The sequence below is a fragment of the Pseudomonas sp. ATCC 43928 genome (assembly GCF_005938665.2).
Classification (GTDB): Bacteria; Pseudomonadota; Gammaproteobacteria; order Pseudomonadales; family Pseudomonadaceae; genus Aquipseudomonas.
Genome location: NZ_CP041753.1, coordinates 524,302 through 550,190, shown reverse-complemented (window position 1 = coordinate 550,190; position 25,889 = coordinate 524,302). Strand labels below are relative to the sequence as shown.

At 53.6% G+C, this 25,889-nt stretch carries 29 protein-coding genes; 7 read left to right on the top strand and 22 right to left on the bottom strand.

All coding sequences use genetic code 11. The features are described from left to right. Window positions 1–670 precede the first annotated feature (670 nt). The 3 genes from FFH90_RS02500 to FFH90_RS02490 all read left to right on the top strand — a co-directional run bounded on the left by FFH90_RS02500 (window position 671) and on the right by FFH90_RS02490 (window position 3,820). Window positions 671–1,660 carry an integrase domain-containing protein gene (locus FFH90_RS02500; protein ID WP_138866645.1) on the top strand — a complete coding sequence of 330 codons (990 nt, stop codon included), beginning with the start codon at window positions 671–673 and terminating at the stop codon, window positions 1,658–1,660. Next, on the top strand, window positions 1,657–1,998 hold the full coding sequence (locus tag FFH90_RS30200) for a hypothetical protein (RefSeq protein WP_138866644.1): 342 nt from the start codon (window positions 1,657–1,659) through the stop codon (window positions 1,996–1,998). Before FFH90_RS02500 ends, FFH90_RS30200 begins: the two co-directional genes overlap by 4 nt. 208 nt (window positions 1,999–2,206) lie before the next feature. Then, window positions 2,207–3,820, top strand: a complete 1,614-nt coding sequence (locus tag FFH90_RS02490; RefSeq protein WP_138866643.1) for a TIGR04141 family sporadically distributed protein — start codon at window positions 2,207–2,209, stop codon at window positions 3,818–3,820. Between the two features lie 437 nt (window positions 3,821–4,257). Here FFH90_RS02490 and FFH90_RS02485 read toward each other — a convergent pair whose 3' ends face one another. Both FFH90_RS02485 and FFH90_RS02480 read right to left on the bottom strand, forming a co-directional pair. After that, window positions 4,258–4,731, bottom strand: a complete 474-nt coding sequence (locus FFH90_RS02485; protein WP_138866642.1) for a type II toxin-antitoxin system HigA family antitoxin — start codon at window positions 4,729–4,731, stop codon at window positions 4,258–4,260. Window positions 4,732–4,783: 52 nt separating this feature from the next. Beyond that, the gene (locus tag FFH90_RS02480) at window positions 4,784–5,137 is read right to left on the bottom strand and encodes a type II toxin-antitoxin system HigB family toxin (RefSeq protein ID WP_168206151.1); all 354 of its coding nucleotides are present in this window, start codon (window positions 5,135–5,137) and stop codon (window positions 4,784–4,786) included. A 380-nt stretch (window positions 5,138–5,517) separates the two neighbouring features. On the opposite strand from FFH90_RS02480, the gene FFH90_RS02475 reads away from it, so the two are divergent. Next, entirely contained in the window at window positions 5,518–6,777 is a 1,260-nt protein-coding gene (locus FFH90_RS02475; RefSeq protein ID WP_138866641.1) for a DUF5623 domain-containing protein, read from the top strand. Window positions 6,778–7,308: 531 nt separating this feature from the next. Here the strand turns inward: FFH90_RS02475 and FFH90_RS02470 are convergent. After that, window positions 7,309–7,539, bottom strand: coding sequence for a hypothetical protein (locus tag FFH90_RS02470; RefSeq protein WP_138866640.1), 231 nt, complete (start codon window positions 7,537–7,539; stop codon window positions 7,309–7,311). Window positions 7,540–8,174: 635 nt separating this feature from the next. Between FFH90_RS02470 and FFH90_RS02460 the strand changes: the two genes are divergently transcribed. Beyond that, entirely contained in the window at window positions 8,175–9,869 is a 1,695-nt protein-coding gene (locus FFH90_RS02460) for a DUF262 domain-containing protein (protein ID WP_256663653.1), read from the top strand. Window positions 9,870–10,233: 364 nt separating this feature from the next. Here the strand turns inward: FFH90_RS02460 and FFH90_RS02455 are convergent, their stop codons facing one another. The 9 genes from FFH90_RS02455 to FFH90_RS02410 all read right to left on the bottom strand — a co-directional run bounded on the left by FFH90_RS02455 (window position 10,234) and on the right by FFH90_RS02410 (window position 16,649). Next, on the bottom strand, window positions 10,234–10,983 hold the full coding sequence (locus FFH90_RS02455) for a hydroxypyruvate isomerase family protein (RefSeq protein WP_138866639.1): 750 nt from the start codon (window positions 10,981–10,983) through the stop codon (window positions 10,234–10,236). Between the two features lie 175 nt (window positions 10,984–11,158). Next, complete coding sequence (locus FFH90_RS02445; RefSeq protein ID WP_225602989.1) at window positions 11,159–11,515, bottom strand: hypothetical protein; 357 nt, start codon at window positions 11,513–11,515, stop codon at window positions 11,159–11,161. Beyond that, window positions 11,481–11,879 carry a carboxymuconolactone decarboxylase family protein gene (locus tag FFH90_RS02440; RefSeq protein ID WP_007939479.1) on the bottom strand — a complete coding sequence of 133 codons (399 nt, stop codon included), beginning with the start codon at window positions 11,877–11,879 and terminating at the stop codon, window positions 11,481–11,483. The genes FFH90_RS02445 and FFH90_RS02440 overlap by 35 nt, the downstream gene beginning before the upstream one ends. Window positions 11,880–12,193: 314 nt before the next feature. Then, entirely contained in the window at window positions 12,194–12,904 is a 711-nt protein-coding gene (locus FFH90_RS02435) for an SDR family NAD(P)-dependent oxidoreductase (protein WP_111453950.1), read from the bottom strand. A 43-nt stretch (window positions 12,905–12,947) separates the two neighbouring features. After that, window positions 12,948–13,604, bottom strand: a complete 657-nt coding sequence (locus FFH90_RS02430) for a DsbA family oxidoreductase (RefSeq protein WP_111453951.1) — start codon at window positions 13,602–13,604, stop codon at window positions 12,948–12,950. After that, the gene (locus FFH90_RS02425) at window positions 13,601–13,822 is read right to left on the bottom strand and encodes a 4-oxalocrotonate tautomerase family protein (RefSeq protein ID WP_007939483.1); all 222 of its coding nucleotides are present in this window, start codon (window positions 13,820–13,822) and stop codon (window positions 13,601–13,603) included. Before FFH90_RS02425 ends, FFH90_RS02430 begins: the two co-directional genes overlap by 4 nt. A 376-nt stretch (window positions 13,823–14,198) precedes the next feature. Next, window positions 14,199–15,323, bottom strand: a complete 1,125-nt coding sequence (fic, locus tag FFH90_RS02420; protein ID WP_138866638.1) for a protein adenylyltransferase Fic — start codon at window positions 15,321–15,323, stop codon at window positions 14,199–14,201. A 238-nt stretch (window positions 15,324–15,561) separates the two neighbouring features. Then, window positions 15,562–16,239 (bottom strand): RES family NAD+ phosphorylase, encoded by a 678-nt coding sequence (locus FFH90_RS02415; RefSeq protein WP_138866637.1) that lies wholly within the window; start codon window positions 16,237–16,239, stop codon window positions 15,562–15,564. Next, window positions 16,239–16,649 carry an MbcA/ParS/Xre antitoxin family protein gene (locus FFH90_RS02410; protein ID WP_007939490.1) on the bottom strand — a complete coding sequence of 137 codons (411 nt, stop codon included), beginning with the start codon at window positions 16,647–16,649 and terminating at the stop codon, window positions 16,239–16,241. The genes FFH90_RS02415 and FFH90_RS02410 overlap by 1 nt, the downstream gene beginning before the upstream one ends. Window positions 16,650–16,908: 259 nt before the next feature. On the opposite strand from FFH90_RS02410, the gene FFH90_RS29900 reads away from it, so the two are divergent. Together FFH90_RS29900 and FFH90_RS02405 are read left to right on the top strand one after the other, a co-directional pair. Continuing rightward, complete coding sequence (locus tag FFH90_RS29900; protein WP_155944817.1) at window positions 16,909–17,091, top strand: hypothetical protein; 183 nt, start codon at window positions 16,909–16,911, stop codon at window positions 17,089–17,091. 191 nt (window positions 17,092–17,282) lie between these two features. Further along, entirely contained in the window at window positions 17,283–18,209 is a 927-nt protein-coding gene (locus FFH90_RS02405) for a LysR family transcriptional regulator (RefSeq protein ID WP_138866636.1), read from the top strand. Here FFH90_RS02405 and FFH90_RS02400 read toward each other — a convergent pair. The 10 genes from FFH90_RS02400 to aguB all read right to left on the bottom strand — a co-directional run bounded on the left by FFH90_RS02400 (window position 18,126) and on the right by aguB (window position 25,847). Beyond that, window positions 18,126–18,443: an AzlD domain-containing protein gene (locus tag FFH90_RS02400; protein ID WP_007897518.1), complete on the bottom strand. Its 318-nt coding sequence runs from the start codon at window positions 18,441–18,443 to the stop codon at window positions 18,126–18,128. The genes FFH90_RS02405 and FFH90_RS02400 overlap by 84 nt on opposite strands. After that, window positions 18,422–19,138: an AzlC family ABC transporter permease gene (locus tag FFH90_RS02395; RefSeq protein WP_018929283.1), complete on the bottom strand. Its 717-nt coding sequence runs from the start codon at window positions 19,136–19,138 to the stop codon at window positions 18,422–18,424. The genes FFH90_RS02400 and FFH90_RS02395 overlap by 22 nt, the downstream gene beginning before the upstream one ends. Then, on the bottom strand, window positions 19,135–19,548 hold the full coding sequence (locus FFH90_RS02390) for a GNAT family N-acetyltransferase (RefSeq protein ID WP_173861173.1): 414 nt from the start codon (window positions 19,546–19,548) through the stop codon (window positions 19,135–19,137). The genes FFH90_RS02395 and FFH90_RS02390 overlap by 4 nt, the downstream gene beginning before the upstream one ends. A gap of 46 nt (window positions 19,549–19,594) precedes the next feature. Next, window positions 19,595–20,341, bottom strand: a complete 747-nt coding sequence (locus FFH90_RS02385) for a 2OG-Fe dioxygenase family protein (protein ID WP_018929285.1) — start codon at window positions 20,339–20,341, stop codon at window positions 19,595–19,597. A 231-nt stretch (window positions 20,342–20,572) separates the two neighbouring features. Then, the gene (locus FFH90_RS02380; RefSeq protein ID WP_018929286.1) at window positions 20,573–21,859 is read right to left on the bottom strand and encodes an OprD family porin; all 1,287 of its coding nucleotides are present in this window, start codon (window positions 21,857–21,859) and stop codon (window positions 20,573–20,575) included. 237 nt (window positions 21,860–22,096) lie between these two features. Beyond that, complete coding sequence (locus tag FFH90_RS02375; protein WP_064615870.1) at window positions 22,097–22,492, bottom strand: nuclear transport factor 2 family protein; 396 nt, start codon at window positions 22,490–22,492, stop codon at window positions 22,097–22,099. A gap of 17 nt (window positions 22,493–22,509) precedes the next feature. Beyond that, window positions 22,510–23,181, bottom strand: coding sequence for a DsbA family protein (locus tag FFH90_RS02370; protein WP_064615868.1), 672 nt, complete (start codon window positions 23,179–23,181; stop codon window positions 22,510–22,512). Between the two features lie 217 nt (window positions 23,182–23,398). Continuing rightward, window positions 23,399–23,611 (bottom strand): hypothetical protein, encoded by a 213-nt coding sequence (locus tag FFH90_RS02365; protein WP_018929289.1) that lies wholly within the window; start codon window positions 23,609–23,611, stop codon window positions 23,399–23,401. Window positions 23,612–23,857: 246 nt separating this feature from the next. Next, the gene (aguA, locus tag FFH90_RS02360) at window positions 23,858–24,964 is read right to left on the bottom strand and encodes an agmatine deiminase (RefSeq protein WP_064615866.1); all 1,107 of its coding nucleotides are present in this window, start codon (window positions 24,962–24,964) and stop codon (window positions 23,858–23,860) included. A gap of 4 nt (window positions 24,965–24,968) precedes the next feature. Beyond that, complete coding sequence (gene aguB, locus FFH90_RS02355; protein WP_019581765.1) at window positions 24,969–25,847, bottom strand: N-carbamoylputrescine amidase; 879 nt, start codon at window positions 25,845–25,847, stop codon at window positions 24,969–24,971. Between the last annotated feature and the right edge of the window lie 42 nt (window positions 25,848–25,889).

The window sequence follows — 25,889 nt, the reverse complement described above, 5'->3', positions numbered from 1 at the left end:
GTTGACAGCAACCCAGGTAGCCAGAACCTTTAAGGCTACGCCACACCGTGGTGGTTCCCCCAAAGTGCGATTAGCGTCCGGCGGCTCGCACGGTCACTCACCGAGTGATGGATGCCCACTCCAGATCATTGCCATTGCGGCAAATACATCCCCCTACCCAACTGCCCTGCAGCAACCTATCCGCGTGGCCATTTCATTGCGCCAACCTGCGCCCGTCTCTTTCTCCCGGAAAGAGACGGGCGCTCCTACCACTGCTGCAGCCCAACTCGTACAAGGCTTTGCGGCATTCCCCCTCGTGACAATTGGCGTGACAAACACCGAAGTCACCAGCAACAGCGATGCCGATGATGGTGCCGCAGCCCACGGAATGGACTGCACCTGACTGACAGTCAGGCATGCCCCGGTCATCGCATTACTGCCTTCACCCGACTCAGGATCTCGCGGCGCTGGTCTCGTCAACCAATGCAGCCTCCACCCGCCCACCGGTAACGGTGTCCAGGGGGCCAGATCATGAGATGCCCAAGCTCCCGGTCGTAAGGAGCCGCCAGTCCCGCGCTAGTGGGCAACCCTCACAGGTCGCAGGGACCTTGATCCCTGATAACACTCAACATTCGTGGCGGGATGACGTGGGGAAAGTTTCAAAGGTTTTGGCTTCGAGAGGAGTTTGATCATGGCGCTAGTAGGTAGACGTGATGGGCGCAATTTTGGCTATGGCCGACAGCTGAGTTATGCCGGACCGCAGGCGTTGCGCGACCTATTTGGCGGCGGGCATTACGGCACGGTCAAGGCGCACAGTGATCGCTGGCAGGCGTTTGTACGCTGGTGTCGGTCGGAGGAAGGGCCGGGGTTTAACGATGCGCGGCAGATTGATCGGCAGACCTTGCTGGACTACGCCGGACATCTGCGCCAACAAGTTGAACAAGTTGAACAAGGTGAGCTGGCCGTCGCCACTGCGCAAAACCGGTTGTCCAGTGTGAATCGGACCATGGCCGCGCTTCGCGGTGATCAGTTTGTGAAGGTGCCGAGCCCGAGTAAGGCGCTGGGAATGCGCCGCACCACTGTTCGTCGTTCAGTGCCGCAAGGCCAAGACCGCGAACAGGTGAAGCGGATCGTAGAGGTGCTTTGCGAACACCAGCAGGCGCGCGCCGCCGCCATTGCGCAGTTGACGCGAGCCACCGGTATGCGCTTACGCGAGGCCATTTTGGCCGACCTACCGCGTCTAAAACGTGAGGCCGAACACTACGGCAAGATCAACATCCAGGATGGCACCAAAGGGGGCCGCTCAGGTGCGTCGGCACCTCGCTGGATCAGGGTAGATGATCATATTCGTGACGCCCTGAGGTTTGCCGAAAAGGTCTCGCCCGACGGTAGCCGCAACCTGCTTGCACCGAACGAAAGCTACCTCGATTTTGTGCAGGGAATCGTCCGTCCCGCACGGGACATCCTCCATATGCACAACCTCAAAGGTTTCCACGAATTGCGGGCTGCCTATGCATGCGAACGCTATGAGCAAATCACTCGACATCTCGCGCCCATCAATGGCGGCAACTGCTACCAGCTCGACCGACGCCTTGATCAGGAGGCCCGAGTCCAAGTCAGCTGCGAGCTGGGGCACGGTCGTATCGACGTGGCATCTGCTTACATTGGTGGCCAACCATGAGCACGCCATTCGATATGGAGCTGTTCCTGGCGGGCGTACTGACCGGTTCGCATACCACGCGCCAACGCCATCTCCGCCAGGCAAATGCCATCCAAACAGCAATCGCTGATCGCTGGCACCGAGATAATCCATGGACCTGGCAGCGAAAGCATCTCGCCTGGTTTCTAAATCAACACCTGAACCAGCGCGCGGAGTCGACGCGATATTACTATCTACTAACGATATGCTTACTCACTCTGAGGTTAGCTAAGTCGTGGGCATTCAACTTCCGGCCGAATCTCAGTAACCGATCAACGCATAGACTTCAATCGCGCCTGATATCCAACGGTAAAACATGATAATGTTTTGGGATCGTGAGAAGTTTGGATAGGGTTAACAAAAATTTATGCCACCCAACTAGCAGACGTACGCGCACCTCCCATCTGAACACGCACCCACCAGAAAAATTGAAGCGCTCCAAAAAAGTTGATAACTTTAGTCAAACGTAGCAATATATCCAGTATCACATTTATACTCTGCCATGCAAATAAAACCAAGGACTGGATGATGCCTGAAAAAAAATATCGCCACTTTAATATCTTCATGATGAAACCAGGCTCCGTAACGAATGGTTTCTCCGACTTGCTCGCGGCGGATAGGGATGTAGTTTCTTATGAGCTTAATCCAGTCTTCGAAATTGACGGTATTTTGTATGTGAAGCGCACGACTGAAAAAAGACCAAACTGGAGTGAGTTAGTTGACACTCTCACTGGAACCGACGTGACACAAATCGGCAACAAGTCGAGCTCTGCTGTTTTACTAATTAAAGCAGGGGATGATATATTTGCAATAACTTTTGGCTATGGACGGCACTTATTAGATCTTTCACACTTTGTACAAGATTTCGGGCTAAAAACTGCTTTAAACACACTGAATCATGAAAGCTTACGAAGCGTTGACATTCACACATTAGACGATCAACCTGTTCAAAAAAGATCACAGGCTGCACGCGATTCAGAAATCAGTGTATTTGGCATTGATATTTCCCGCGATATATTAAGAGCCGTGACCGGAACACCTAAGCCGGGAATAGATTTCAAAAATATCTCTGGCGGTGATGCAATGTTTTCTTTTGGTATTGAGATGGAGCTCGGTGATTTACCTAACCTCTTCGAAACCCTAAAAGCTCATTACTTTAAAGATGACTATAAAACAGAATTTCTCTGGGTAGATAATGTTAGAAAAATCAAAGAGAAATCCGACATAGACCGATTGGATCAACTACTACTTGATGCTATAAAAAGCCGAGACACGCAACTAGTCATAACCCTCCCCGAAATAGAAAAATGGGACTCAATTATTGGATTTAGCTTTACTCGCGCAAAGAATGATCGAGCACCAACATTATCTTCGGACAACTATTTAGCCACTATCGACAATAGCAAAGTAACAATCGACACAGTAAAAAGGGACAATCTATATGTTTTCGACATTCACGAAAACGAGTTCTCTCACTCAATATACAAATGTATTTACTTCGAAATTGTCATTGAGAACAAAACAAACATAATATTTGGAGGGACATGGTACGAGATCGACAATTCATTCATTGGAAGAACCAACACTAGCCTAGCCAAAATTGTCGTTTCTGAGCTTAATTTCCCGGGAGTCCATGTATGGGAAGAAAACAACGAAACAAAAATTGAGTCTGAAGGTGACTACAATACCAGAGCATCTTTACTCTACGGATATCACTTATTAGACAAACGGTTAGTCAAAAGTAACAGATCCACTAGCTCTATTGAACTATGCGATCTTCTTACAGAGAATAAACAATTTATTCATGTCAAGCATCGCAAAGGCGGATCTGCCGGATTAAGCCATCTATTCGCTCAAGGGAGTGTCGCAGCAGAAATTTTACTCGGCGATCGGGACTTCAGAAAAGCAGCAAGAAAAGTATTAAACACATTTGGCAATGACGTGCGTGAAATCGTTCCACTAGACAACTTTCGAAGCTCAGATTACCAAGTAGTGTTTTTGATTTTGGGAGACGACGCTATGACTGTGAAAAACAATCTACCTTTCTTTAGCAAAGTTAATCTTGTGCGAGCATACGACAGCCTATCACAGCGTGGCTTTTCGGTGAAGATATCAGCCGCTGCGAAAATTCCAAGGCCTTAAAGCGTTTTAAACATCTATACATTGCCGATTGATTTAAAAAGTGACCTCCTACAAAGTCTAATAAAGAGGTAAGTCGGTAATTATGTTAAGAGAGCTAGACAGATAAAGTTTCTATCTTAAGCAATTTTATAAACATATATTTCATATTTTTTCCGCCTCAACAATTCAAACCTTAACCATCCATCATTAGAAGGGTAGGGTCAACGGCCAGCAACCGGTCATTGGTTGTGTCTAGAAAATAAGGGCAACTCTCTGTCTTTTGGCCAGAAAACAGTTTTCACTCAAAAAGATCTTTAGCGAGGCCAGTAAAAAGCCCCAAACCACATGATATGTGGAGGGGCTTTGAATACAATTTATTAGTACTTCGAATGATCTATTTTTTAGTTACCAGAGAATCATATACCCGTCATTCAAATCACCAACAATTCATAACAGAATCAGACTATGCCATGCATAAAAAACTCGACTGGAACTTTAAAAAATTCAGAAAAGCCTTTTATTTGAGCGACAGTCATTTTTCTCTTATTATTTAGTATTTCAGAAACAGCACTTTGAGTTGCTATATCAGACAAATCCTTTTGCTTAACTCCCCTATCCGAAATGAGGAAAGCTAGTGCTTCCGACTGAGAGGAGTAAGGAATCAAAACTGTTTCAGTCTCGTACTCATACACGCGATCAGCAACCAACTCCGCAAAGCGTGCGGCTGCGTGATCTTCACTATCTGCATGAGAGTAAAGCTCATCAATTAGCGCCATCCGTCCCTGCAAGTCATCATCATTTTTAATTGGATCATGACATGCAGATAACAACTGGGACATCGTAGCTATCTGATCGCTTAGACCATCAAGCATTGGTGAAATATTAGCTATGAAGGAATCTAGTCCAGTGGCTTCGATCTTATCATGCTTCATCTTGTCACCTATAATTACATTATACATAAATAGAACAGATCATCCTGATCAACTACTTAACGTCACTCTTGCACCACTTGTCATATCCAGCGTGAGGCAGAATGTCCTTTATATAAATGGTGCCATTTCGCGGGTTAATCCACGAAATAATCCGACACTCATTTTTCTTGATATCGAAGACATATATATCAAGAGGCCCTTTAAGGCTTGTATGCCTTAGCTTTGAGCGAGGGATTCGATCGACGTTCCATCCAGAAGCGGTGGCCCAGGTTTCTCGAAGCTGCTCAAAGGACTCAAAGCGAAGGGTCGCCCTGTCGAAGGTGGTTAGCCACAAGCTCAGTGGGTCTTTCCACTGGCTATGGGCTTCAATGGCTTGTGCAACCGCCGTTTTTGCTATCACTCGCATAATTTTTAGTCTCCGGCGTCCCTACATGGAGGCAACATTATCTCTGATCCAGATATCTGTCAACCAGATATCTGGATCAGAGATAATCACATGCCGTTTGCGATTTCGGGTCGAAGCGAAATCTCACGACGACAAGCGCTTTCGGAGCATCCGGTTTGTAGCCGGAAGCCCTATATTGCCCGACGTGAGAAGAGAGTGAACGGGGGATGACATCTTGGTGCTCGACGGGCTATATTAATTTCAGGTGCTCCGCAGGTGCCTGCTACCCGTCTTTGTGAAGCTGGAAACGGCACTGCTTTGTATTACATATTTCCATGACTTTTCTTTGGTCCTGGAAGCTGTGGTAGACGGGTACGCAGCAGCAGGGCCGGAGAATTGTTATGTCCAGCATACCTGTTGCACCATCCTCCTTGAATGGCATCAAACGTCGCGCCAAATCCTTGGGACGCGAGCGTAAAATCCCTCATCACGAAGCCCTCGATCTGGTTGCCGGCGAAGCTGGCTTTCAGAACATTCGCCATGCTCAAAATCATTTCGCTAAGCTGAAGCCGTTGCTTTACACAGCGTACTTGACAGCCTATTGGTCAGAGGGGCGCACCAGGGGCCGTGAGACCCTCACCGTTCAAATACCGTGCCCACTGACCGATATCGTTGCTCGGCATCAGCTCCAGACGAGGAGCCTTTGGTCTTTCCGGCTTGAATCGACAGACCACCTTGAACGCAAACTCGACACCAACAGCCAGGAGCGGGCACACAAAGAGCTGTTTGCCGCAGTGCGCACATTGAGATTTATGGCGGTGACTGGACTGAAGCCCGCGACGACTATCAAGCAGCGGCGACCTTTGGAGCGCTTTGAGAGCTTGCCTGGGCGAGATCACATGTCAGAATGGTTCCACACCGAAACTGGTGCTTGGGTTTATATGGACGAGCCTTATTCCAAGCCAAACCTTGAGTTACGTAGTGGTTGGGCATCAGAGCACGGACTCCAAATGATTACTCCGGAATGGGAGGGGCTATATTTTCCAGGCTCGAGCATTCCTTACCTCTTCTGCGAAGATTCAAAATATGCGACGCAACTAACGGGACAGCTCTCGAAGCTGCAGTTAGGTGTCAGGACACCAGTATGGAATGGAGAATCCGCATCCTATTATTCACAGTTTGTAAGTCCAGCTCGTGAAACCACAGGAAAAGCGCGCAGCCCTAGACCCATGCCAGCTTATCCCGGTATAGCAATTGGCGGTGCCATACCTTATGGCGCGCGCACTGGTGGGGCGAAGTCATCGTGGCGCCCAGAGAAAAGAATGCCTCTTAAAATGCACCTGATGGTGGGCCCACTACTCCACGCCCTCATCAACTCAAAACTGCCACAGACTCAACGTAGCGGCATTGCTTATCTGCGGACCACTTTGGACGATTGGTTGATGATGGAATATCCCGATGCTAAGGAAATGACCGCCGAACAATTCCACGACGCCTACTACGGTACTCATCGTGAACCAATCAGGGGTCGTCAGAAGCAAATCAAGGCTGTGCGGCGGATCACCGTCTTGCTTCAGAAAGGTTATGCCGACTGCAAGCCACAGCGGAAAATGGTGAAGGTGCTCGGAGAAATTGAAGCAGCCTTGGCCGAATCGTTGTAACTACAAAAGACGTTAATCTTACTAGGCTCCTCATATGAGGAGCCTTTGTTATTTCTGTGAAGGGCCAAACTCAGGCTGTACATCATTGATAACAGGATGGCCTCTCAAGCTGAATTGCCCCTGATTTCTTAGACGCATCCGAGTAGCGGCATTTGGCGGGAATGCCGCGACTCGGAGCTGACCGCCCGCTTCACGCCGATTCCTGCCTAGTTGGCAACGTTCAACCTCAGCAGGTTTACCGGGCCATATGCTGCTCTGGATGATTTACGCACAGACCGACAACGTGCTAACGCCCTATAAATCCCGGATTCGATTCCACTGAGTGCCATAACTAGCTGATTTATTTATAGTTACTAGTTGGGTACTCCAAATTTTCCGGCGAATTCCAGACCCGCAGAAAATCTAGCCTCCAAAGCTACCGTTCGTCTGGTGCCGCACCATACGCAATATCGAAAAAGGCTCACCGAAAGGTGGGCCTTTTTTGTTTGTGCCCTCCCCGCTTCAAATTTCACCCGTTCCTACCGACTCGACCTAAACCGACTTGCCGTCGATCCGCACACTTGCCTTGCCGCCTGAGTTAGGTATCCACAGTTCAACCAGCTTGCCCGACTCGGTGGTGACCTTGATGACCACACTGGTGGGAGGCGGTCGTAAGTCGTCTCCACATATCAGCGCAACAACATCCTCACATGAGGCGCCTGCATCGAGCGGATCCCACAAGTCGCCATTCACGAGCGGCGTAGCTAAAGTAATGATTGGCATTCGATATCTCCTGGCCGGTTCGGTTGGCATCGACGTTACCAGAGGCGCCGCAAACATTCCCACCACAAACATCGCCGCAAGGCCGCGTATCTACCTCGCCAACTTGTCGTGCCTCCCGCCAAACCTTTATGCCACTATCGCCAATGTCCACGTAGGTGAACATCAGCCATCGCAGAAAGATTGAAGCATGGAACGGTACGGAAACAGAGGTGGTGATTCAGGCGTCGCTGGGTACGAGATTGGGCCAGGATCAATAGTCGTCGCATTCAGCGATGGATGGAAATATCTCTACGATGGCACGCAACCTGGCGCAGCCGTGGTTTCCGAGCTGCAGCGGCTCGCTCGATCTGGCCACGGGCTCAATAGCTACCTAACCAGGGTGGTAAAAGGAAGGTTTGCCAGGAAGTTCAGGTAGCGTTTACGGGGGTAGTGAAACGCTCCCCCCTCCACCAAAGGTAGGCGGAAACTTCCTCAATTTGAGGGGGTATAAATTTCCCTCCACGAATAAAAAATGGGTATCCCCCTTTCTTAGAGCTTAGCGAGCCACACAGCCAAAAAACGGTGTGGCAAAGTAGGGATTCAGGGATCATACGGCCCATGGCCATCATTCTTGGCAGCCTATAAGGACATTACCCGTGGAACCTTCAACAACCATCCAAAAAATGATGGCCAACAACCGCATCGTGGTTCCCGCATACCAGCGTGCCTATTCCTGGGAGACACCCACCGATACTAGTAGCCGCAGCACCCAGACTGACGTCTTCCTTTCGGACTTGGAAGAGTACCGAGCCAGCAATACCCGAAGCCCTTACTACTTCGGGTATTTTCTGTTTGAGGAAGCCGGACAACTCTTTCGGGTGATCGACGGCCAGCAGCGTCTGACTACCCTGACCTTGTTTCTAGCAGCGCTGTTCACCCGACTCAAATCCCTTCGCGAATTGACCGACCCCGAGCATATTTGTTTCGAAGACATGATAAGGCGGCGCAGCGAAATCCGCTTCAACACAGTCGAATATGACAATCAATTGTTCGTTGACTACGTAATTGACCAATCCAAAACCGATCACCATGGCCTCGAAACCGCATCCGCCCAGCGAATCGTTCGGGCATTCGACTACTTCAAGGTGCAACTTCGAGATAAATCGGAAGATTATTTGACCGAAATGTTAGCAATCGTCTGCCAGGCGGTTTGCACCACGCACCCGGTGCGAGATGAGTCAGAAGCGATTCAGATGTTCATCTTTCAGAACAACCGCGGTAAACGCCCCTCGAACCTTGAAGTCGTCAAGGCGCAGTTTATGTATAGCGTGCACTTGCATGGTCATGACGACGATCATAAGGCGCAGTTAATCGCCGAAATCAAAGGGCGGTTCGAGAACATCTACAAATCCATCTCCTCCATTGAATACCGAATCAACGAGGATGATGTATTGCTATACACCCTTCGTGTTGATTTCAATTCTCTATGGGAAAGCAATACTCTAGAAAAAATAGGGAAAATGCTCGCTGGCAAGGAACCCATCGAGTTCATTCAGTCTTTCACCCGATCGTTGTCTGCTAGTTTCCTCCACCTGTCCGATTTTTTTGGCAAGCACGAGAAGGAACATTTCCAGATCCATTCGTTGGTGACGCTCAGTGGGATTGCGATCACTCTGCCGTTTATCATCAAGGCCTATCGCTACGCTTTGCCGATCACTGACATTGGTGCACTGTGCAGCGCTTTTGAAGGTTTGATCGTGCGCCATCGACTGATTGGTACGCGTGCCGACATTACCGCTCGAATCAACGGAGTTTATGAAGCCTTCACCACTAAAGACAGTAGTATCAGCCCGATACTTGAGCACATCGATTGGTTGAAAAACACGGATCAATCCTGGTGGGCCTATTGGAATACCGAGAAATTGGAAGAGGCGCTGCAGGGGGAAATCAACCATGCAACAGCCAAGCACCTGCTCTGGAAATATGAGATTCACCTGGAGCGTCGCGGCCAGCGGGGCTACATGCCAAAGCGTTTTGACACCATCCAGAGCCCAGAACTCGAGCACATTGCACCTAGGAATGAACCCACAGGCATGCCCCACGGATACGATGAATACGATGAAACGTTCACCTCTGAATATCTGAACTGCCTCGGCAATTACCTACTGCTTTCCAAATCCCATAACTGTGCCGTGGGCAATATCGTATTTGCCAGAAAGCTGGCTACCTACACACACAACGCACAGCAGCGAGAAATAACCACGTTCGTCACCAACATGCAGATTTGGGGGAAGGACGCGATTCAGTTAAGACACGACAAAATAATTGAAGCGTTGATGACTGAGCTATGAAGCGGTGCTCACCCTAGGACGCGCTAGCGAGCTCAGGCTTCAGGTCAGGCTCAATTTGAATAAATTGCTACTCGCCAGTGAAGCCCCAGTTCGATTCCACTGAGCGCCATAACTAGCTGATTTATTTATAGTTACTAGTAGGGGTACGCCAAATTTTCTAACGAATTCCAGACCCGCAGAAAACCTAGCCCCGCTGACCACTACCGTTCGTCTGGTGCCGCACCATACAAAACGAAGCCCTCGTAGAAATACGAGGGCTTTGTTGTTTCTGGCATCTAGAGAGGCGGCCCTTGTAGATACCGTCTTAACCCTCCCCTGCGCCAAATCTACCTGCACACCGCCCCATCACAATCTCACTTCAGCGCTAAGCACTTAACTGCCTAATCCAGTCAAGGCTCGCCACGGTAGAACCGGAAGGACGGTATTCACACCCGATCCATCCTGTGTAGCCACGCTGCTCCAGCGCTGCGAACAAGGCTGCAAAGTCGATGCTCCCCGTTCCCGGCTCGTGACGACCCGGGCAGTCGGCAATTTGCACATGAACTGTTCTGTCGTAAAACCGAGCCAGAACATCTGCTGCGTCTCCAGTCAGAAGCTGGGCATGGTAAAGATCGAGGATCAGCCCGACACTCGGGAAGGTTTCCAGCACTTGTTGCGCCTTGCTGAAGTCAGCCATGTAATAGCCCGGCATCTCCTGCGCACAAATTACTTCGATTAGCGGCCGCAAACCCTGATCCTCGAAGTACTTGACGGCATACTCCAGGTTGCTCCCGAAGACACGCCCTGCGTCATCCTGCGTCGTAACACCAGACATAATGTGGACATCCGAACATGCCAGCGCCTTTGCATAGCTGGCGGCCCGAAGCAAACCGTTGCGAAACTCTTCCTCCTTACCCTGCAAGGCAGCGATGCCTTTGGTAACACCAGCCGGTGCGGCGAACTGAATCAACGGCAGACTGTATTGAGCCAGATGGTCGGCCAAGAGACTCGCGTCGAACTCATAGGGTGATGGGAACTCCACCGCCCGAAAACCAGCTGCGGCGGCTGCTTCGATGCGTTGCAGAAAAGGCAATTCATTGAATTGGAAGCCGAGATGAGCATTGAACTTGAGCATTGGGTAAATATCCATCCTGGGAAGAAAATCATCAGCCTGGAGCATCCTTTGCAACTCCAGCACAGCACTATAGGTTGACGTTGTCAGCAAGCTCAAATCGTGCGGGACTTTTTTGCTCAAACCAGGGATACGACGATTTCCATTTGGGAAAATAACGTTGCCCCTTTTCCACTTCTCAGAGGCCATCGTTCCCGGATGCCGCTCCTGGCTGGGGCTCTTTGCCAATAAAAGGGGCGGTTTCCACTTCCAGCATCAGCAACACCATTTCCGTCAACTCGGCGTCGGATTTCTGTCCCGCATAGAGGTCATGGAGTGCTTTGGCGAAGGGGATGCGCAGGTCCTGGTTTTCTTCGCGGGCGGTATCGCTGGATTGCATGAGTTCGCTGATGGCTCGCAGCACAGCCGCTTGCCACCGAGCGGTGGTCCTGGGACCACCGCTGGTGATTGCAATCAACTTATCCTTCGTCAGCTGGCGAAGGGCAGGTTCTCGCAACGGCTTATGCGGCTTTGGGTTGCGAGTGATCTTTGACATACCGGACGATACTCAGCGTTTCCTGCCGGAACTGCTCGTAGTCGATCTGCTGGGCGTTAATAAAGGTGCTGCCCATCATGGTCAGCGAGCCCATAAAGCTGGCTTCGGAAATTTCCTCATCGCTCGCGCCAAACAAGCGCGCGGCTTCGGTATGGAACAGAGCGCAATACTTGCAACGGGTCGCCCCGGATACCGCCAGACCTATCAACTCCTTGTACTTATTAGGAATCTTGGTATCTGCCAGCCAGAAATCCCGGGCTACGCCCCAGAATCCGATCGCGCCGCCTTCCGGCATCTGCTTGATCCACTCCGGAACCAGACCCAGGGTCTGTTCAATTTCCTGATAGGTATCACGAATGGCCATTTGACACCTCCTTACCTCTGTAGAGACATCCTCTATAGAGATATAACTAGTTTAGTTCCCTGGCGGCCATGCCAGAGCCGGCTGCAGCACGACTTCAGCAAATGAACTCTTAACCATCGTAGAAACAACAGGATGGATTTAGACTTTTCGGGCGCAATGACGCACCGCTCAGTACCTGGAGTTATCAGACTTGGCGGGTTGGCTAAGGGACGATCTTCGGATGATGCACGTGCTGGTAAAGCGTGCACCATACAAAACAAAGCCCTCGCAAAAACGCGAGGGCTTTGTTGTTTCTGATGTTTAGAAAACAGGTCTTAGTGACCCGCACTCTGCCCGCCATCAACGTGCAGAATTTCCCCGGTGACAAAGTTGGCGCTGTCCAGATACACAACAGCCTGAGCAATATCGCTGATCTCGCCCATGTGCCCAACCGGATGCAAACTCCCCAGCGCTTCATGGGTTTCCTCTCCGTGCATCGGCGTTTTGATGATGCCGGGGCTAACCGCATTCACTCGAATCCCGCGCTTGGCGTACTCGATGGCCAGTGATTTGGTCGCCGCGTTCAAGCCACCTTTGGTCAACGAAGCCAGTACCGATGGCACACCGTCAATGGCGTGGTCCACCAGGCTGGTGGTGATGTTGACGACGTGGCCTTTGCCCAGCTTTTCCATCTCTGCTATCGCGAGTTGCGTGATGTAGAAGAAACCATTCAGGTTCACCGACAGCACCGCGGCATAGTCTTCCGGGGTGTAAGCAGTGAACGGCTTGGCAACGAAGATCCCGGCGTTGTTGACCAGGGTGTCGATGCGGCCAAAACGTGCGATCGCTTCACGAATGACTTGCCGAGCGACTGCCGGGTCGCCGATGTCGCCCGCCACGGTGAGGATATCCGGGTCGGTGGACGGTTTGATCGAACGCGAAGTGGCGACAACCTTGTAATCGAGATCACGGAAAGCCTTGACCATGCCTGCGCCGAGCCCTTGGGATGCGCCAGTAATTACGATGACTTTTTTCGAATTGCTCATGATGAACCTCTACTCATAAATGATGGTTTGAAAAAGTGATTAATCAGGCTTCAACAGGCGCCTGTGCCATTTGTCTCAACATCTGTTCGTAGTACTCGACCGATTGCGAACCAGACACCAGGTGACGGCCGTTCAGCACCATGGCCGGTACCGAATTAATGCCGCGCTCGCGGTAAAACACTTCAAGCTCACGCACTTCCTGGGCAAACGCTCCGGACACCAACACCTCACGCGCACTCGCCGCATCCAATCCCACTTGCGCCGCCAGCCGAACCAGCGTCTCGCGATCGTTCGGGTTCTGGCCGTCGGTGAAATAAGCACGCAGCAGGGCTTTCTTGAGTGCGACCTGACGCCCTTCCTGCAACGCCCACAACAGCAATCGGTGAGCATCGAAGGTGTTATGGAAGTGGGTGCGCTTCTCCAGATCGAACTTGAACCCGATGGCCTCGCCACGAGCGATCTGCATCGCTTTACCGGCGGCGACGTCCTCGGCGCTGCGCCCGTACTTGCGCATCAAGTGCGCAACCGCGTTCTCGCCTTCGGCCGGCATGTCGGGGTTCAGTTCGAAAGGCTTGTAGGTCAGCTCGACCGAGACTTCACCCGCCATGTTCTCGATCGCTTGCTCCAGCGCCGTTGCACCCAAGGCGCACCACGGGCACACCACATCGGAAATGAAATCGATGGTGACGGAGGCGGTCATGACTGCCCCTCCGCCTCAGCCAGTTGCTTGCGGTACTGGGTGGTGGTGATACCGGCATAGCCCCAGTTATCGGTGTCGACTTCCTCGATCACGATGTGGGTCAGGTCCGGGCGTTTGTTGAGGACGCGTTCCAGGGTTTCAGTGATTTCGGCGATCACCTGAGCTTTCTGCTCCGAGGTAACACCATCGCGGGTAATGCGTACGCTGACAAAAGGCATGATGAGTCTCCAGTGACCTGCCCTTCGGGATGAATGGGTAGGTGGGTGGAGCTCAATGTAAGAGGTTGGTTTGGGGGGATAAAGGTGGGGGTAGGAACATCATTAGTTACGCGGTGTAATGAACTTGGATGGAGCTTTAGCCAAGATGAACCATCTTCAGGTGACTACTCTGTAGGACTAGGCTCCCATCCCTGTAATCCACTTTTTTTTACGTGTCACATTTTTTCAGTTTGTGAGACACGTTCTGGGAACGTGTCACTGACAACGACATGTGCGCTTCGAAGCGCTCCAGCTTGGCTAAAACTCACACCCACGCCACCGCACCCTCCTACCTCAAGCGAAAACGGCACGGCGTTTTTCTACACTTCCTGCTGCCTTAACCTGTGTAGTTTTTGAATTCGTTGCTATCACGGATGAGTAACTGCATCAGTTTCGGATGGATAAAAAGCTTCTCCTTACCCACCTGAACCTCCTGCAAAACTCCAATGAGCACCAGTTCTTTCAAGTGACGTGATGCAGCTTGGCGCTGAGCGATTTTCTTATCGACCACGTTGCTGATACGACAGTAAGGCTGCTCGAAAATGACATCCACCAGCTCGCGCGAGTAGGTTTTGGGCAGTTGTTCACGCACAAACTGAGTGGTGTGTTCGGACAATGCGCGAATAGCTGCAATCTTTGCTGTCGTCCAACGAGCGGTTTCTTCTACAGCGCTCAGCATGAACAACACCCAAGGCTCCCAAGCTCGTTTGGTCGTTACTTCCAACAAGAGCCGGTAATAATCGGCACGGTAGGCAATGATGTAGCGACTGAGGTAAAGAATAGGTAGGTTTAACAGGCCTTCCTGGATCAAAAACAAGGTATTGATGACTCGCCCGGTGCGACCGTTACCGTCAATAAAAGGATGAATTGCCTCAAATTGATAATGTCCGACAGCCATACGAACGAGGGGGTCGAGATCGGTTTCGTTGTGTAGAAAGCGCTCCCAGTTGGCGAGAAGATTACGCAAGTGCTCCTCCCCTTCGGGCGGGGTATAGATAACTTCACCTGTACGGTCATTCGCGAGCTGTGTACCCGGTGTACGGCGAATATCCAACTTCGCGCCCTTGAGCGTGCGACAGATTTCTACTGCAGTGTTAGTGGACAACGGTCGTTGGCTGAGAGATTGGAAGCCTTGATTCAGAGCGGTTCGATAACGCAAAGCTTCCTTGGTCGCCGGGTCCGCATGGTTCTCAGTATCTTGGGCATGCTGAAATAGCAAATCAGTAGTAGTGACAATACTTTCTATTTCCGAGCTGTCTTTGGCCTCCAGCAGTGGGATTGTATTGATCAAGACAGTCTGATTAGGAATCAGCTCTGCGGCCTGCTTTAACTCGGCCAACGCGGTACGTGCCTCAATACATTGTTTGAGGACAGCCCGTGTTTCCAACTCGATTCCTGGCGGTAGCAATGGCAGCTGGTTATATGGTTTATCGGCCTGCCATGGCAGCAGCGGTTCGGTCATGGATACGATCCTGATCATTTTGTATGATTTTTGAGCAGAAAGAGCCTTCACTCGTGTCGTCAGTGTAGACATGAGACATTAACGTGTCGCAGTTTTTCACTTTTTGCGACACGTTTTTGGAACATGTCGCCGCGGACGACATATTGGCCACACGTGTTACCCAAATCGAGTTTTGGCGACACGAGCTCATCCAAGGCGTGGGCCTCCCGAATTCAATCTGGGCTTTTAGTTTCCGGTGTCACACCTCACTGACTTCAAACACAAACGAGATCCTGCGACTGCTCGCACTCCACACATACCGAATGTGCTTCCCCTGCTTCGGAATGGACACGGCCGGCGGCCGAAACGCGGCAACACATTCATGCCCGGGCAATCGAACGCTGTTGTAGAGCAATCCCCAGGACAACGTTTCGCGCAGTTGCCGGGCAAAGGTCTGGGCTGGACCGTAGGCGTTGGGATCCGGGTCGTGCAGGTGTGGGTAGTCGGCGCGGATGTCGTGCAGAGGTTTGACCACCCGGTTGACGTAGGTACGCATGGTCAACTCAAGATCCGGTTCGTTGGTCGCGGCGAGGAAGCGTTCCTGGTGATAACTCGTCTCGGCAATGGCGGCGGCCTGGCTGCTGGCGGCGTAGTAGACGCCAAAGGTGCCGTCGGTGAAGCGCCTGGTTTTGCCGATGTGGGTGAACGCGGCCATCACCGGTGTGGAGCCGGGACCGGAGATGCGGTCTTCGGGGCGCACGCGGGTGAGCACGCCGGCTTCTTCCATCAGCCGATCGTTGGTCAAGGCTTCCAACGCGTAGGCAGTGGGCAGGTCTTCGGGGTCGAGGACGTCTTCGAACAACGAGATCGGCGGGAAGCAACTGTTGACGATCCGATAGGCCCGCGGCCACTGCGGGTCGGCCAGTTCCGGCGCCATCAACCGCGTACCCCGTCGAGATAACGGCGTACGTCAGCGATGTCGACCACGCGACCGGCCAGCATGTAGCTCAATGCCGATTGGCCATTGAACGGTGCGGCGGTGTTGGGGCTGCTGACCCATGTGTAGGCACGTTCGCGACTGTTGCTGAAGATGATGCTCAGCGCTTTGTGGATGCCCATCAAATACGAGATGCGCTCCAGGGTGTCGTGGGGCAGGCGCACGTTGGGTGGCAGGTGTTTGTATTTGTAGAAAGTCGTATTACCGACTTTGCCCAGGAGTGTGCGTTGTTGCTCGGCGGTACAGCCCCAGCGCTCCATGAGGTTGAAGAAAAACTTCAGCGCGACTCGACCGGCTTCTGGGGAGTCGAGTTGTTGCTGTGGGCTGAGGACAGTGGATGAGGCAGGCATGGGAATAGCCTCCTTGGGTATGATGTCTTGATTTCAGACTAGTACAGATACGAACAAAAATGAATTTTTAATTCATAAGCGTATTAATCTGCTCCCCCTTCGAAAAGAGCATTCACACCCGCTTTTCCGCAGCCTGAAAAGACGCCGACATACGGTCCGACACACACGTTGACACCCCCACTATAGGGGCAGAGAATTAAATCGAGAGCGCGAAACCGACTGCCTCCAAGTGGCAATAGTCGGCGGAGGGACCTCGTTGATGACTTGGAAATCGACGCCTGGTGAGACCTCTTCTCCCCTGCTTGAGGGAGCACAATATCAAGCACCTTTTCATGAAAGCAGCCTGATCAGGCTGCTTTTTTTTGCCTTGGGAAAAGGTTTCGTTGATAAAACAAGCAGCCAAAAAACGCCCACACCTCCCCCATCCGGGCCACTTTCTTGACCCCGATCATCTCCCCTCCAACAAAAATCTCGATCCTGTGCAAGCCTCCAGCCATCGGACGCAGAATCATTTCGCTACTAAACTCGGGACAAGCATGCTCTGGTGCAGGATCATAGCCAGCACGCGACCCACGCCCACCGGGCGGCAAGGTACACAACAATAGCCAGCCCACTTTAGAGGGCATTACCCAAATGGATAGCAGAACCTTACGCAACCTCATGCGCATCGTGCAGACCGGCTCGTTGTCGGCGGCGGCAGAGCATTCCTTTTTGACCGTGCAGGCATTGGCCGCGCAGTTGAACAAGGTCGAAGAGCAGTTCGGTTTTCGGTTGTTTCGTCGCTCCAACAAGGGGCTGACCCTGACCACACAGGGCACGGAGCTCACGCCCTACATGGACAAAGTGTTGGTCGCCACGCGGCAGCTGGAAGAGAAAGTCGCCGCGCTCAAGGTGCCCGGGCAGCGCACGCTCAAGGTTGCGCTTAACACCACGCTCTCGGCCGACTTCAACCGGCGAATGATCGGACGCCTCATCGAGGTGTTTGCTGATTATCAGCTGGAATTCAGCTACGCCGAGTCGATGGAAAACCTCAGCAAGTTGAAGAATGAGGACTTCGACCTGGCCGTGCTGATCGGGCCGCAACAGCCGGGGTTGCCCAGTATTGCCCTACCCGGTGTGCAAGTGCAGGTGGTCGGTGCTCATTGCGGTCAGGAAAACGACCCGCTGGTGCTGCTTGGCAATAAATTTCAGGTTCGGCCGGCCGACGACTGTCCGTATTCCCACAGCTTCTTGCGCTTTCTCGACGCAGGCCTTGGCAACTACGAGTCAGGCAAGCGGATGATCTATTCCTGCAGTGAAACCCTGACCCTATCGTTGATCACGCAAATGGACGGACTGGGCATGGTTTCCCGTGAGGCGGCCCTGCGTAACGGCCTGACCATTTTCCCGGGGTTCGAGGACTCCCTCGAAGTGCGGCTGGCGATCAATAATCCCGAGTTGTCGGGTCAGGCCTTGAATGAAGTGGTCGATCTGCCGTTACATGAACGAGCCGAGCGCAATGTACGCAGCCGTTCCCACCGCAACGGAGAGAAAGAGGTTTTTGCTGAAATACGCACATAACAACGTCGGAATGGCTGCATAAAATTCCGGGCGATCGAGCTGCACATGCTGATCCTTGATCAACAGGGGCGTGAGGCTGATGGCAGCCACGATCGCCACCGGCAGGTATTCCAGCGCCCGGGCGACCAGAGGTGGCCAATGATCGGTGCTCACCTGCAGCGGCAACGCGCGTGGCAGGAATGTCACGGCCATCATCAGCGCGACGACCAGGATCAGGAACGTTTGGTCAGGCATACACCCACTCCGCAGCCCACGAATGTGGCGATGAATACATTGAAGGGTGAGTTGCCAATCAGGCTCAGTGCACCCATGCAAGCGACCGCGGCCAGTGCGGCGATCAGTTTGTTGCGGGTGTTGCAGAGCGATACCAGCACGTAGAGCATCATCGCGGTCAGTGCATAGTCGAGCTGATATTTGATCAGGTGCGCCGCGTACTGCGCGCAGATCGCCCCCAGCAAACCGCCGAGTACCCACGAGGTGTGGCAATACAGATTGAAGCCGATCAGGTAACGCACATTGACCGGCGAGCCCTTGCCCAGTTTGACGCTGTGGAAGGCGAACGATTCATCGGTCAGCCCACCGGCATAACACCAGCGTTCCAGACGACTGAGCCCCAGCGCTTGCAGGGCCTTGGCCATATAGACCGACATCAGCATGTGCCGCGCATTGATCAGAAACGTGGTGAGGATGATAGTGGTCAGCGACGCGCCGCTGGAGATCAGCGCCAGAGCGGCGAACTGCGAGGCACCGGCGTAGACGAACAGGCACATCGCGACCGGCAGCCACACGGGCATCCCGGCATTGACGGCCATCAGACCGAACACAAACGACACCGTGAAGTAGCCCGCAACCACCGGGCTGGCTTCAGCAAACGTGCGCGAGGGCTGGGGCTCGACCATCAGCGGCTGGCTGCTGGACGTCTCATTCATAGGTCCCTCTCAAAGGTAGTTTCGCCGCGCGGCTCACAAAAGCCCTGGGCACTCCAAAAGCGTTTGCCGGCAAGGTTAGCATCGTCGACGAACAGGAACATCCGCAGCACACCCACCCGTTTCATGTCCGCCGAGGCCGCTTCCACCAGACGTTGACCGACGCCCTGGCTGCGATACAACGTGCTCACCGCCAGGTGATTGATGGTGCCACGGCTACCAAGCATGCCGCCCAACACCGCGCCGACCACTTCGCCACCGACATCGAGTGCGAGGAACGCGGTGGTGGTTTTCTGCTCCAGCACACCGCGCAGGCATTTGGCGTCCTGCCATTCACAGAACGACACTTCTTCGAATTGCCGAAAGAAGCGCTCCAGGCGTTGGGCATCCTTGGCCGTCGCGCGTCGCAGCATCACCGGTGCAGAGCACTCGGTGATGTTCATCATGGGGTCGAACTGTTCAGCGAACAATGTCGAAAGCGGTCCCGGGCCGCGAGAAGGAAATGGCCAGAATCTGCCGATAGGCCATTTCGTGAGCATGGGTGTTGCGCGCCGGTGTCACGTAGTGACGCATCTCGCGATCGAGGAAGTAGGTGGTGTCGAGGATTTCCAGATAGGTCGTTGCCGCCAACTGTTCCTCTTGGGCCGAATACAAACGGCTCTCCGCCCCGTCCACATTGTTGCGACCCCAGAAATGCACACCGCTGAACGGATAACCGTCGCAATGAATACCTTCCGGGGTGATTTCCAGTTGCTTGCCCGGCTTGATTTCGATGCGGATCTGATGAATCTGGCATTGCCAGATTGCGTCGTGCAGTTCCGGCGGCAATACGTGTTTGTACACCTCGAAATCCGTATCGATGAGGCTGCGCATCACCGGCGAATTAATGACCTCATTAGAGAAGTCCTGGAAGTGCCGCTCCAGTCCACCGACGTAGCTGTTGTTGGCCTTCGATTGCACGTAGGCGCGGTGTTCCAATTGCTTCAAGTCACGGGTGACCGGGTTGTATTCAAAATCGCTGTAGCGACGAAAACGCATGCCCGCATCGGCTTGGCCGTAATAACTGTCCGGCTCCATGTTTTCCCAACTTTTGGTCAGTCTGACGAAGTCGGAAAAATGACCGAAGAGGTTGAAGTCGGCTCCCTGGACGTTGACATACTTGTCGCGCCGTAGCGATTCGCCAACTTCTCTGTTCAACACGATCATTACTAGGTCTCCGCTGCATTAAGCGGCCTAATCTAGTAGGTGCCGGATTGACGGCCCATGAGAAAGAATTTCAGGCATATCAAGCGTTGCTTGAAACGCAGGATAAAGTTGCTCCAATTCGACTTTTTACGATCGAAAACAGCCTTTTTCGGTGCTTTCATATGGTTATGAGGCAAAAAAAACCCCGAACCAGTCAGGGTTTTTATCGAGTCTGAACAACTCAGCCGATCATCAGAAGATGTTGATCGGGTAATCCACGAATACGCGCAGTTCGTTGCCGCTGACGTTGTACTCGCTGGATTTCTGCGACACACGCAGGATCGAGCTGCGTACCTTCACGCTCAGGTCTTTGGCCGGGCCACTCTGCACGACGTACTTGAACTGGTTGAAGATCTCGCGCTCGGTGCCGCCTTCACTGGTGGAAGTGGTGATGTTGTCGCCGCGCACGTAGGCCACGTTGTAGCTCAGGCCCGGAACGCCGAAGGCGCCGAAGTCCAGACCGTAACCCAGCTGCCAGCTGCGTTCGTCTTCGGCGTTGAAGTCGGACCAGTAGGAGTTCGCCAGGTAAATGGTGTTGCCGCCGTCGCCGACGCGGTTCTGGCCGCGCTGATAGCCACCGTAGGCATAACCCAGGTTGCTGTCGCCGGTGCTGCGCTGGTGGGCGAGGGTGAACGAGTGCGGGCCGGTGGCAAAGGTCGCTGCCAGGCTCCAGATTTTGTTGTCGTCGCCGGTGACACCGTTTTCCCGGACGTAGGAGTTGTCCAGCTTGGTGCGATAGCCGTTGAAGTCCAGGGTCAGGGACTGATCCTTGGCAATCGGGAACACGTAATTGGCGTTCACGTATTGCTTCTTCAGTACGTCTTCGACGTCGGAAGCGTACAGCGCTGCCTTGAACTGCTCAGTGAACTGGTAGCTACCGCCCAATACGTTGATCGACTTCAAGCCACCGCTGTCACGGCCTTCAGCGCTTTTGCGCGATTCGGCGGTGAAGCGACCGGCGTTCAGCTCCAGGCCTTTGATCTCTTTGGAGGTGATCAAGGTGCCGGTATAGCTTTCCGGCAGCAGGCGGGAGTTGTCGTAGTTAAGCACCGGCAGGGCCGGCATCTGGTCACCGTAGGTCAGGACAGTGCTGGAGATACGGAATTTGACCGCGCCACCGAACTTGGACAGGTCATCCGCTGCGTTACCGCTGTCGCCCTGCTTGAAGAAATCGATACCACCGGCGCCGCTGCGGCCTTTGCCGCCGTCCAGACGCAGTGCGTACAGACCGAAGGCATCCACACCCACACCGACGGTGCCTTGGGTGAAACCGGATGAGTAAGTACCGATGGCCGCTTGGCCCCATTCGGCTTTGTCCGGGTTGCCGTCTTTATAGTCACGATTGATGTAGGCGTTGCGCAGCAGCACTTTGAGGCTGCTGTCTTCAACAAAACCCTTGGATTCGGCCTGGTCGTTAGCCATGGCCTGTGTGGCGCTCAACATCCCCAGTGCGATCAGGCTGATTCGCTTGTTCAACATGTTATTTTCCTTATTACGGGTTGATACGCTCTGTGCCGAACAGCTGAAACGGCGCTATCGCGCTCTTTTTTCACCGCAAAAACAAAAAGGCCCGCCCACGAAAATTCGCGGCGGGCCTTTTATTGTTTTGTCAGTCGTGGCGGTTAGCCACAGGCGTTGGGGCGCATCCTATCTGCGCCCTTAATGATGTGTCAATTTCGTGAATCTTCTGTAAATAGGCGAAAATCGTCTAAGAAATCACTTGTCAGCGATAGCCAATTGCACGACATGGCTGTCGACGAATTGTTCGAAATGGGTGACTTTTCCGTCGGCCAGAGTCCACAAGTGCGCGACTCGGGCATTCATCGCACGACCGGTGGCTTTATAGACACCGCTGTAATTGCCGTAGGCAAATACCTTGTCGCCCTGAGCGACATAGTTCTCGACCTTGAACTGAAAATCTTCCCACTCAGTGCCCAGGCGCTTGAAGACATTTTCGACGATCGCGTCGAAACCGACGTAGGTCCCGGCATACGGAAAACCTGCGGCTTCGGTCCAGCGAGCGTCATCGGCCAGCGCCGCGGCGGTGTTGCGCGCATTCTCCTGGGAGTTGACGCCTTCGTAGGTGCTTTTGATCAGGCTCAGGTTATCCATGGTGACTCCAGGTGAGTTCAATGGGCGCAGCCGTCGAGGCCACAGGTTTGAAACGCGGATGAAGACTCCGTTGCCGAAAGCGACTGGCTCAACCATTGGGCGAAGGCCTGCGGCTTGCCGAGCCAAGGGCCGATATCGACCAGGGTGAACTGGCCATCCTGTTCCAGCGCGAAGGTCGGGAAGCCCTGACCGCCGACACGGGCCAAGAGTGCGCGGCTGTCCTTGATATGGCGACCGGTATCAGCTGCACTAAATGCCTGCTGGAAAGCCTCGGGCTCAAGACCTGTCTGTGCGGCAAGTTCAAGCAAAACAGCCTCGTCAGCGATGCGTCGACCTTCCACGTAATGAGCCGTCTGCAAACGCCCCAGCAACTCCAGTCCGCGCCCGGCGATCTGCTCGGCTGCCAGCACGGCGGCAATCGGCGGCGTGGAGTCGAACACCGCCGTCTCATCACGCAGCAATCCCTCAAAATATGCTTCGCCAAACGGCTGGCCGGTGTACTCGGCGATGCGCCGGTCGTGGGGCATGACGTAATTGCGTAGTTGTGGCGAAACGGTTTGGCGATTGGCACCGCTCATCATGCCGCCGCCGTGGCCGATCACCGGCAACACGGTTTGGGCAGCTTGCACCAAGGGTTTGGCGCCGTAGCACCAACCGCACAATGGGTCGTAAATGTAGTGAAGGGTCATGGGAAGACTCCGGCAATAAAGTAGGAAAACTCAATGCCGGCAGACTAATACTCAGATCGTTTTGGAAAAACGCCGGAATCGATTTCAGTCTGTTTCAAGAATCGGTCGAATGCCCCTTAACGGGCACCCACCGATCTTGCAGGCACCCACTTTTGCGACGGGCATAAAAAAGCGCCGCCTTCCCGGCAGCGCTTTTATCCATCCGTTGTTTTTCTTCTTATCCTTCCATCACATCCCACAATGCTTCCAGTTCCGCCTCGCTGAATAAACCAGCGGGATAGCGCTCGATCATCATCCGGCGCGGATCAGGTTCTCTGATCTGACGCGTTCCATTGGACTTCAACCACTGTGCCAGGACTTGAAGCGATTCGCTGTTAACTGCCAGGGGATGCAGTGCCCGCTCGCCCACTACGTTCATTTCGGCGTTCATCTCAGCGCTCTCTCCTGGTTTGTGAGCGGCTAACTTATCCAAGGTTTATGACAGAACATCGAAGTTCTCTCCCTCCCCGTGTTGCGCCATCGAAGATACAAGAGCTATGCCAATGTTTTCGAAGTGTCGATAAGTAGATACAAAAAAGCCCGAAGTCCTGATGGGCTGCGGGCTTTCTGCGAGATAAGGAGGCCAAAATCGTTGCTCAATCGATTTTTCAATCAACTCAAGCTGTTACGTCCTCACTCACTCCTTGTGTGGAGCGGGCTGTTGTTGGGTAAGGCAATGGATGTTACCGCCCCCAAGTAACAGTTCGCGACCAGGCACCATGACCACTTCGTGTTGCGGAAACACGCTCTGCAAAATCTCTTTGGCAGGCCCGTCCAGTGGGTCGTCGAAGCTTGGCGCGATGATGCCACCGTTGACGATCAGGAAGTTCACATAAGAGCCGGCCAGGCGCACGGTCGGATTGCGCTCCTGAGTGCCGTCCACCGGGTCCACACCGGCGCACTCTTCTTCGGTCGCATACAGCGGCCCCGGAATCGGCATTTTGTGCACCGTGAACGAGCGCCCCTTGGCATCGGTGCTGTTTTGCAGCACGTTCATGGCCGCCTGGCAGCGTGGGTAGTTCGGGTCCTGCGGGTCGTCGGTCCAGGCCAGCAGCACTTCACCCGGACGCACATAGCAGCAGAAGTTATCCACATGGCCGTCGGTTTCGTCGTTGAACAAGCCGTCCGGCAGCCAGATGATCTTATCCACAGCCAGGTTTGCGCTGAGCACCGCTTCGATTTGCTCGCGGCTCATGTGCGGATTGCGATTGCGGTTGAGCAGGCACTCTTCGGTGGTGATCAGGGTGCCTTCGCCATCGACATGAATCGAGCCGCCTTCGAGCACAAAACCCTCGGTGCGGTAGCGCGGGCTGCGCTCGATTTCGAGGATCTTGCCCGCCACCTGCGAGTCACGGTTCCACGGCGAATACAAACCGCCGTCGAAACCACCCCAGGCATTGAAGTCCCAATCCACGCCACGGACTTCGCCGCTGTCATTGATGACGAACGTCGGGCCGGTATCCCGGACCCAGGCGTCATCGCTGGACATCTCCACCACACGAATATTCGGCACGTCAAGACGGGCGCGGGCATTTTCGTACTGGCCAGCGGAGACCGCCACGGTCACCGGTTCGAAACGCGCGATGGCCTTGGCCACTGCAACGTGCGCGGCTTGCGCCGGTTTGCCACCCAGGCGCCAGTTGTCCGGGCGCTCGGGCCAGACCATCCAGGTCTGGGTTTGGGGTGCCCACTCGGCAGGCATGTAAAAGCCGTCGGCGCGAGGGGTGCTGTTCAACGTGGTCATGGCTTCAGGACTCCAGGGAACCGTCGAGGGTTTTAATCGCGCCGTACAGGTTCGGACGACGGTCGCGGAACGAACCCCAGGCGCTGCGAATGTGCTCCAGCTCATCGAGGTCGAAGCTGTGAACCAGAATGCCTTCTTCGGTTTTGTTCAGCTCTTGGACCTTCTCGCCAAACTGGTTGGCGATGAACGACGAGCCGTAGAAGGTAATGTCGTAGCCGTCCTGCTCTTCATTGCCGATGCGGTTGCTGGCGATCAGCGGCATCAGGTTGGCACCGGCATGGCCCTGTTGCACGCGCTGCCAGTGGTCGCGGGACGAAATGGTCTTGTCGTGCGGCTCACTGCCAATGGCTGTCGGGTAGAACAGAATTTCCGCGCCTTGCAGCGCCATGCTGCGGGCGCACTCAGGGAACCACTGATCCCAGCAGATGCCCACGCCGATTTTCGCGTAACGGGTGTTCCACACTTTGAAACCGGTATCGCCCGGGTTGAAGTAGTACTTTTCGTGGTAGCCAGGGCCATCCGGGATGTGGCTTTTACGATAAATCCCGAGGTTGCTGCCGTCGGCATCGATGATCGCGATGCTGTTGAAACGCGCGCGACCGGCCAATTCGTAGAAGCTGATCGGCAGCACCACTTGCAGTTCCTTGGCGACTTTCTGGAAGTGCTTGATGGCAACGTTGTCTTCTACGGTCGTGGCCAGTTGCAGGTAGTCCGGGTTCGGCTTCTGGCAGAAGTACGGAGCCTCGAACAGTTCCTGGATCAGGATGATTTGCGCACCTTTGGCCGCTGCCTCACGGACCAGCTTCTCAGCGGTCTCGATGTTGGCTTCAAGGTCCCAGGAACAAGCCATCTGGGTGGCGGCGACGGTAACGATACGACTCATGAATCATCTCCTGGGCAAGTGCTTGAGGGTCAGTGTGGCATC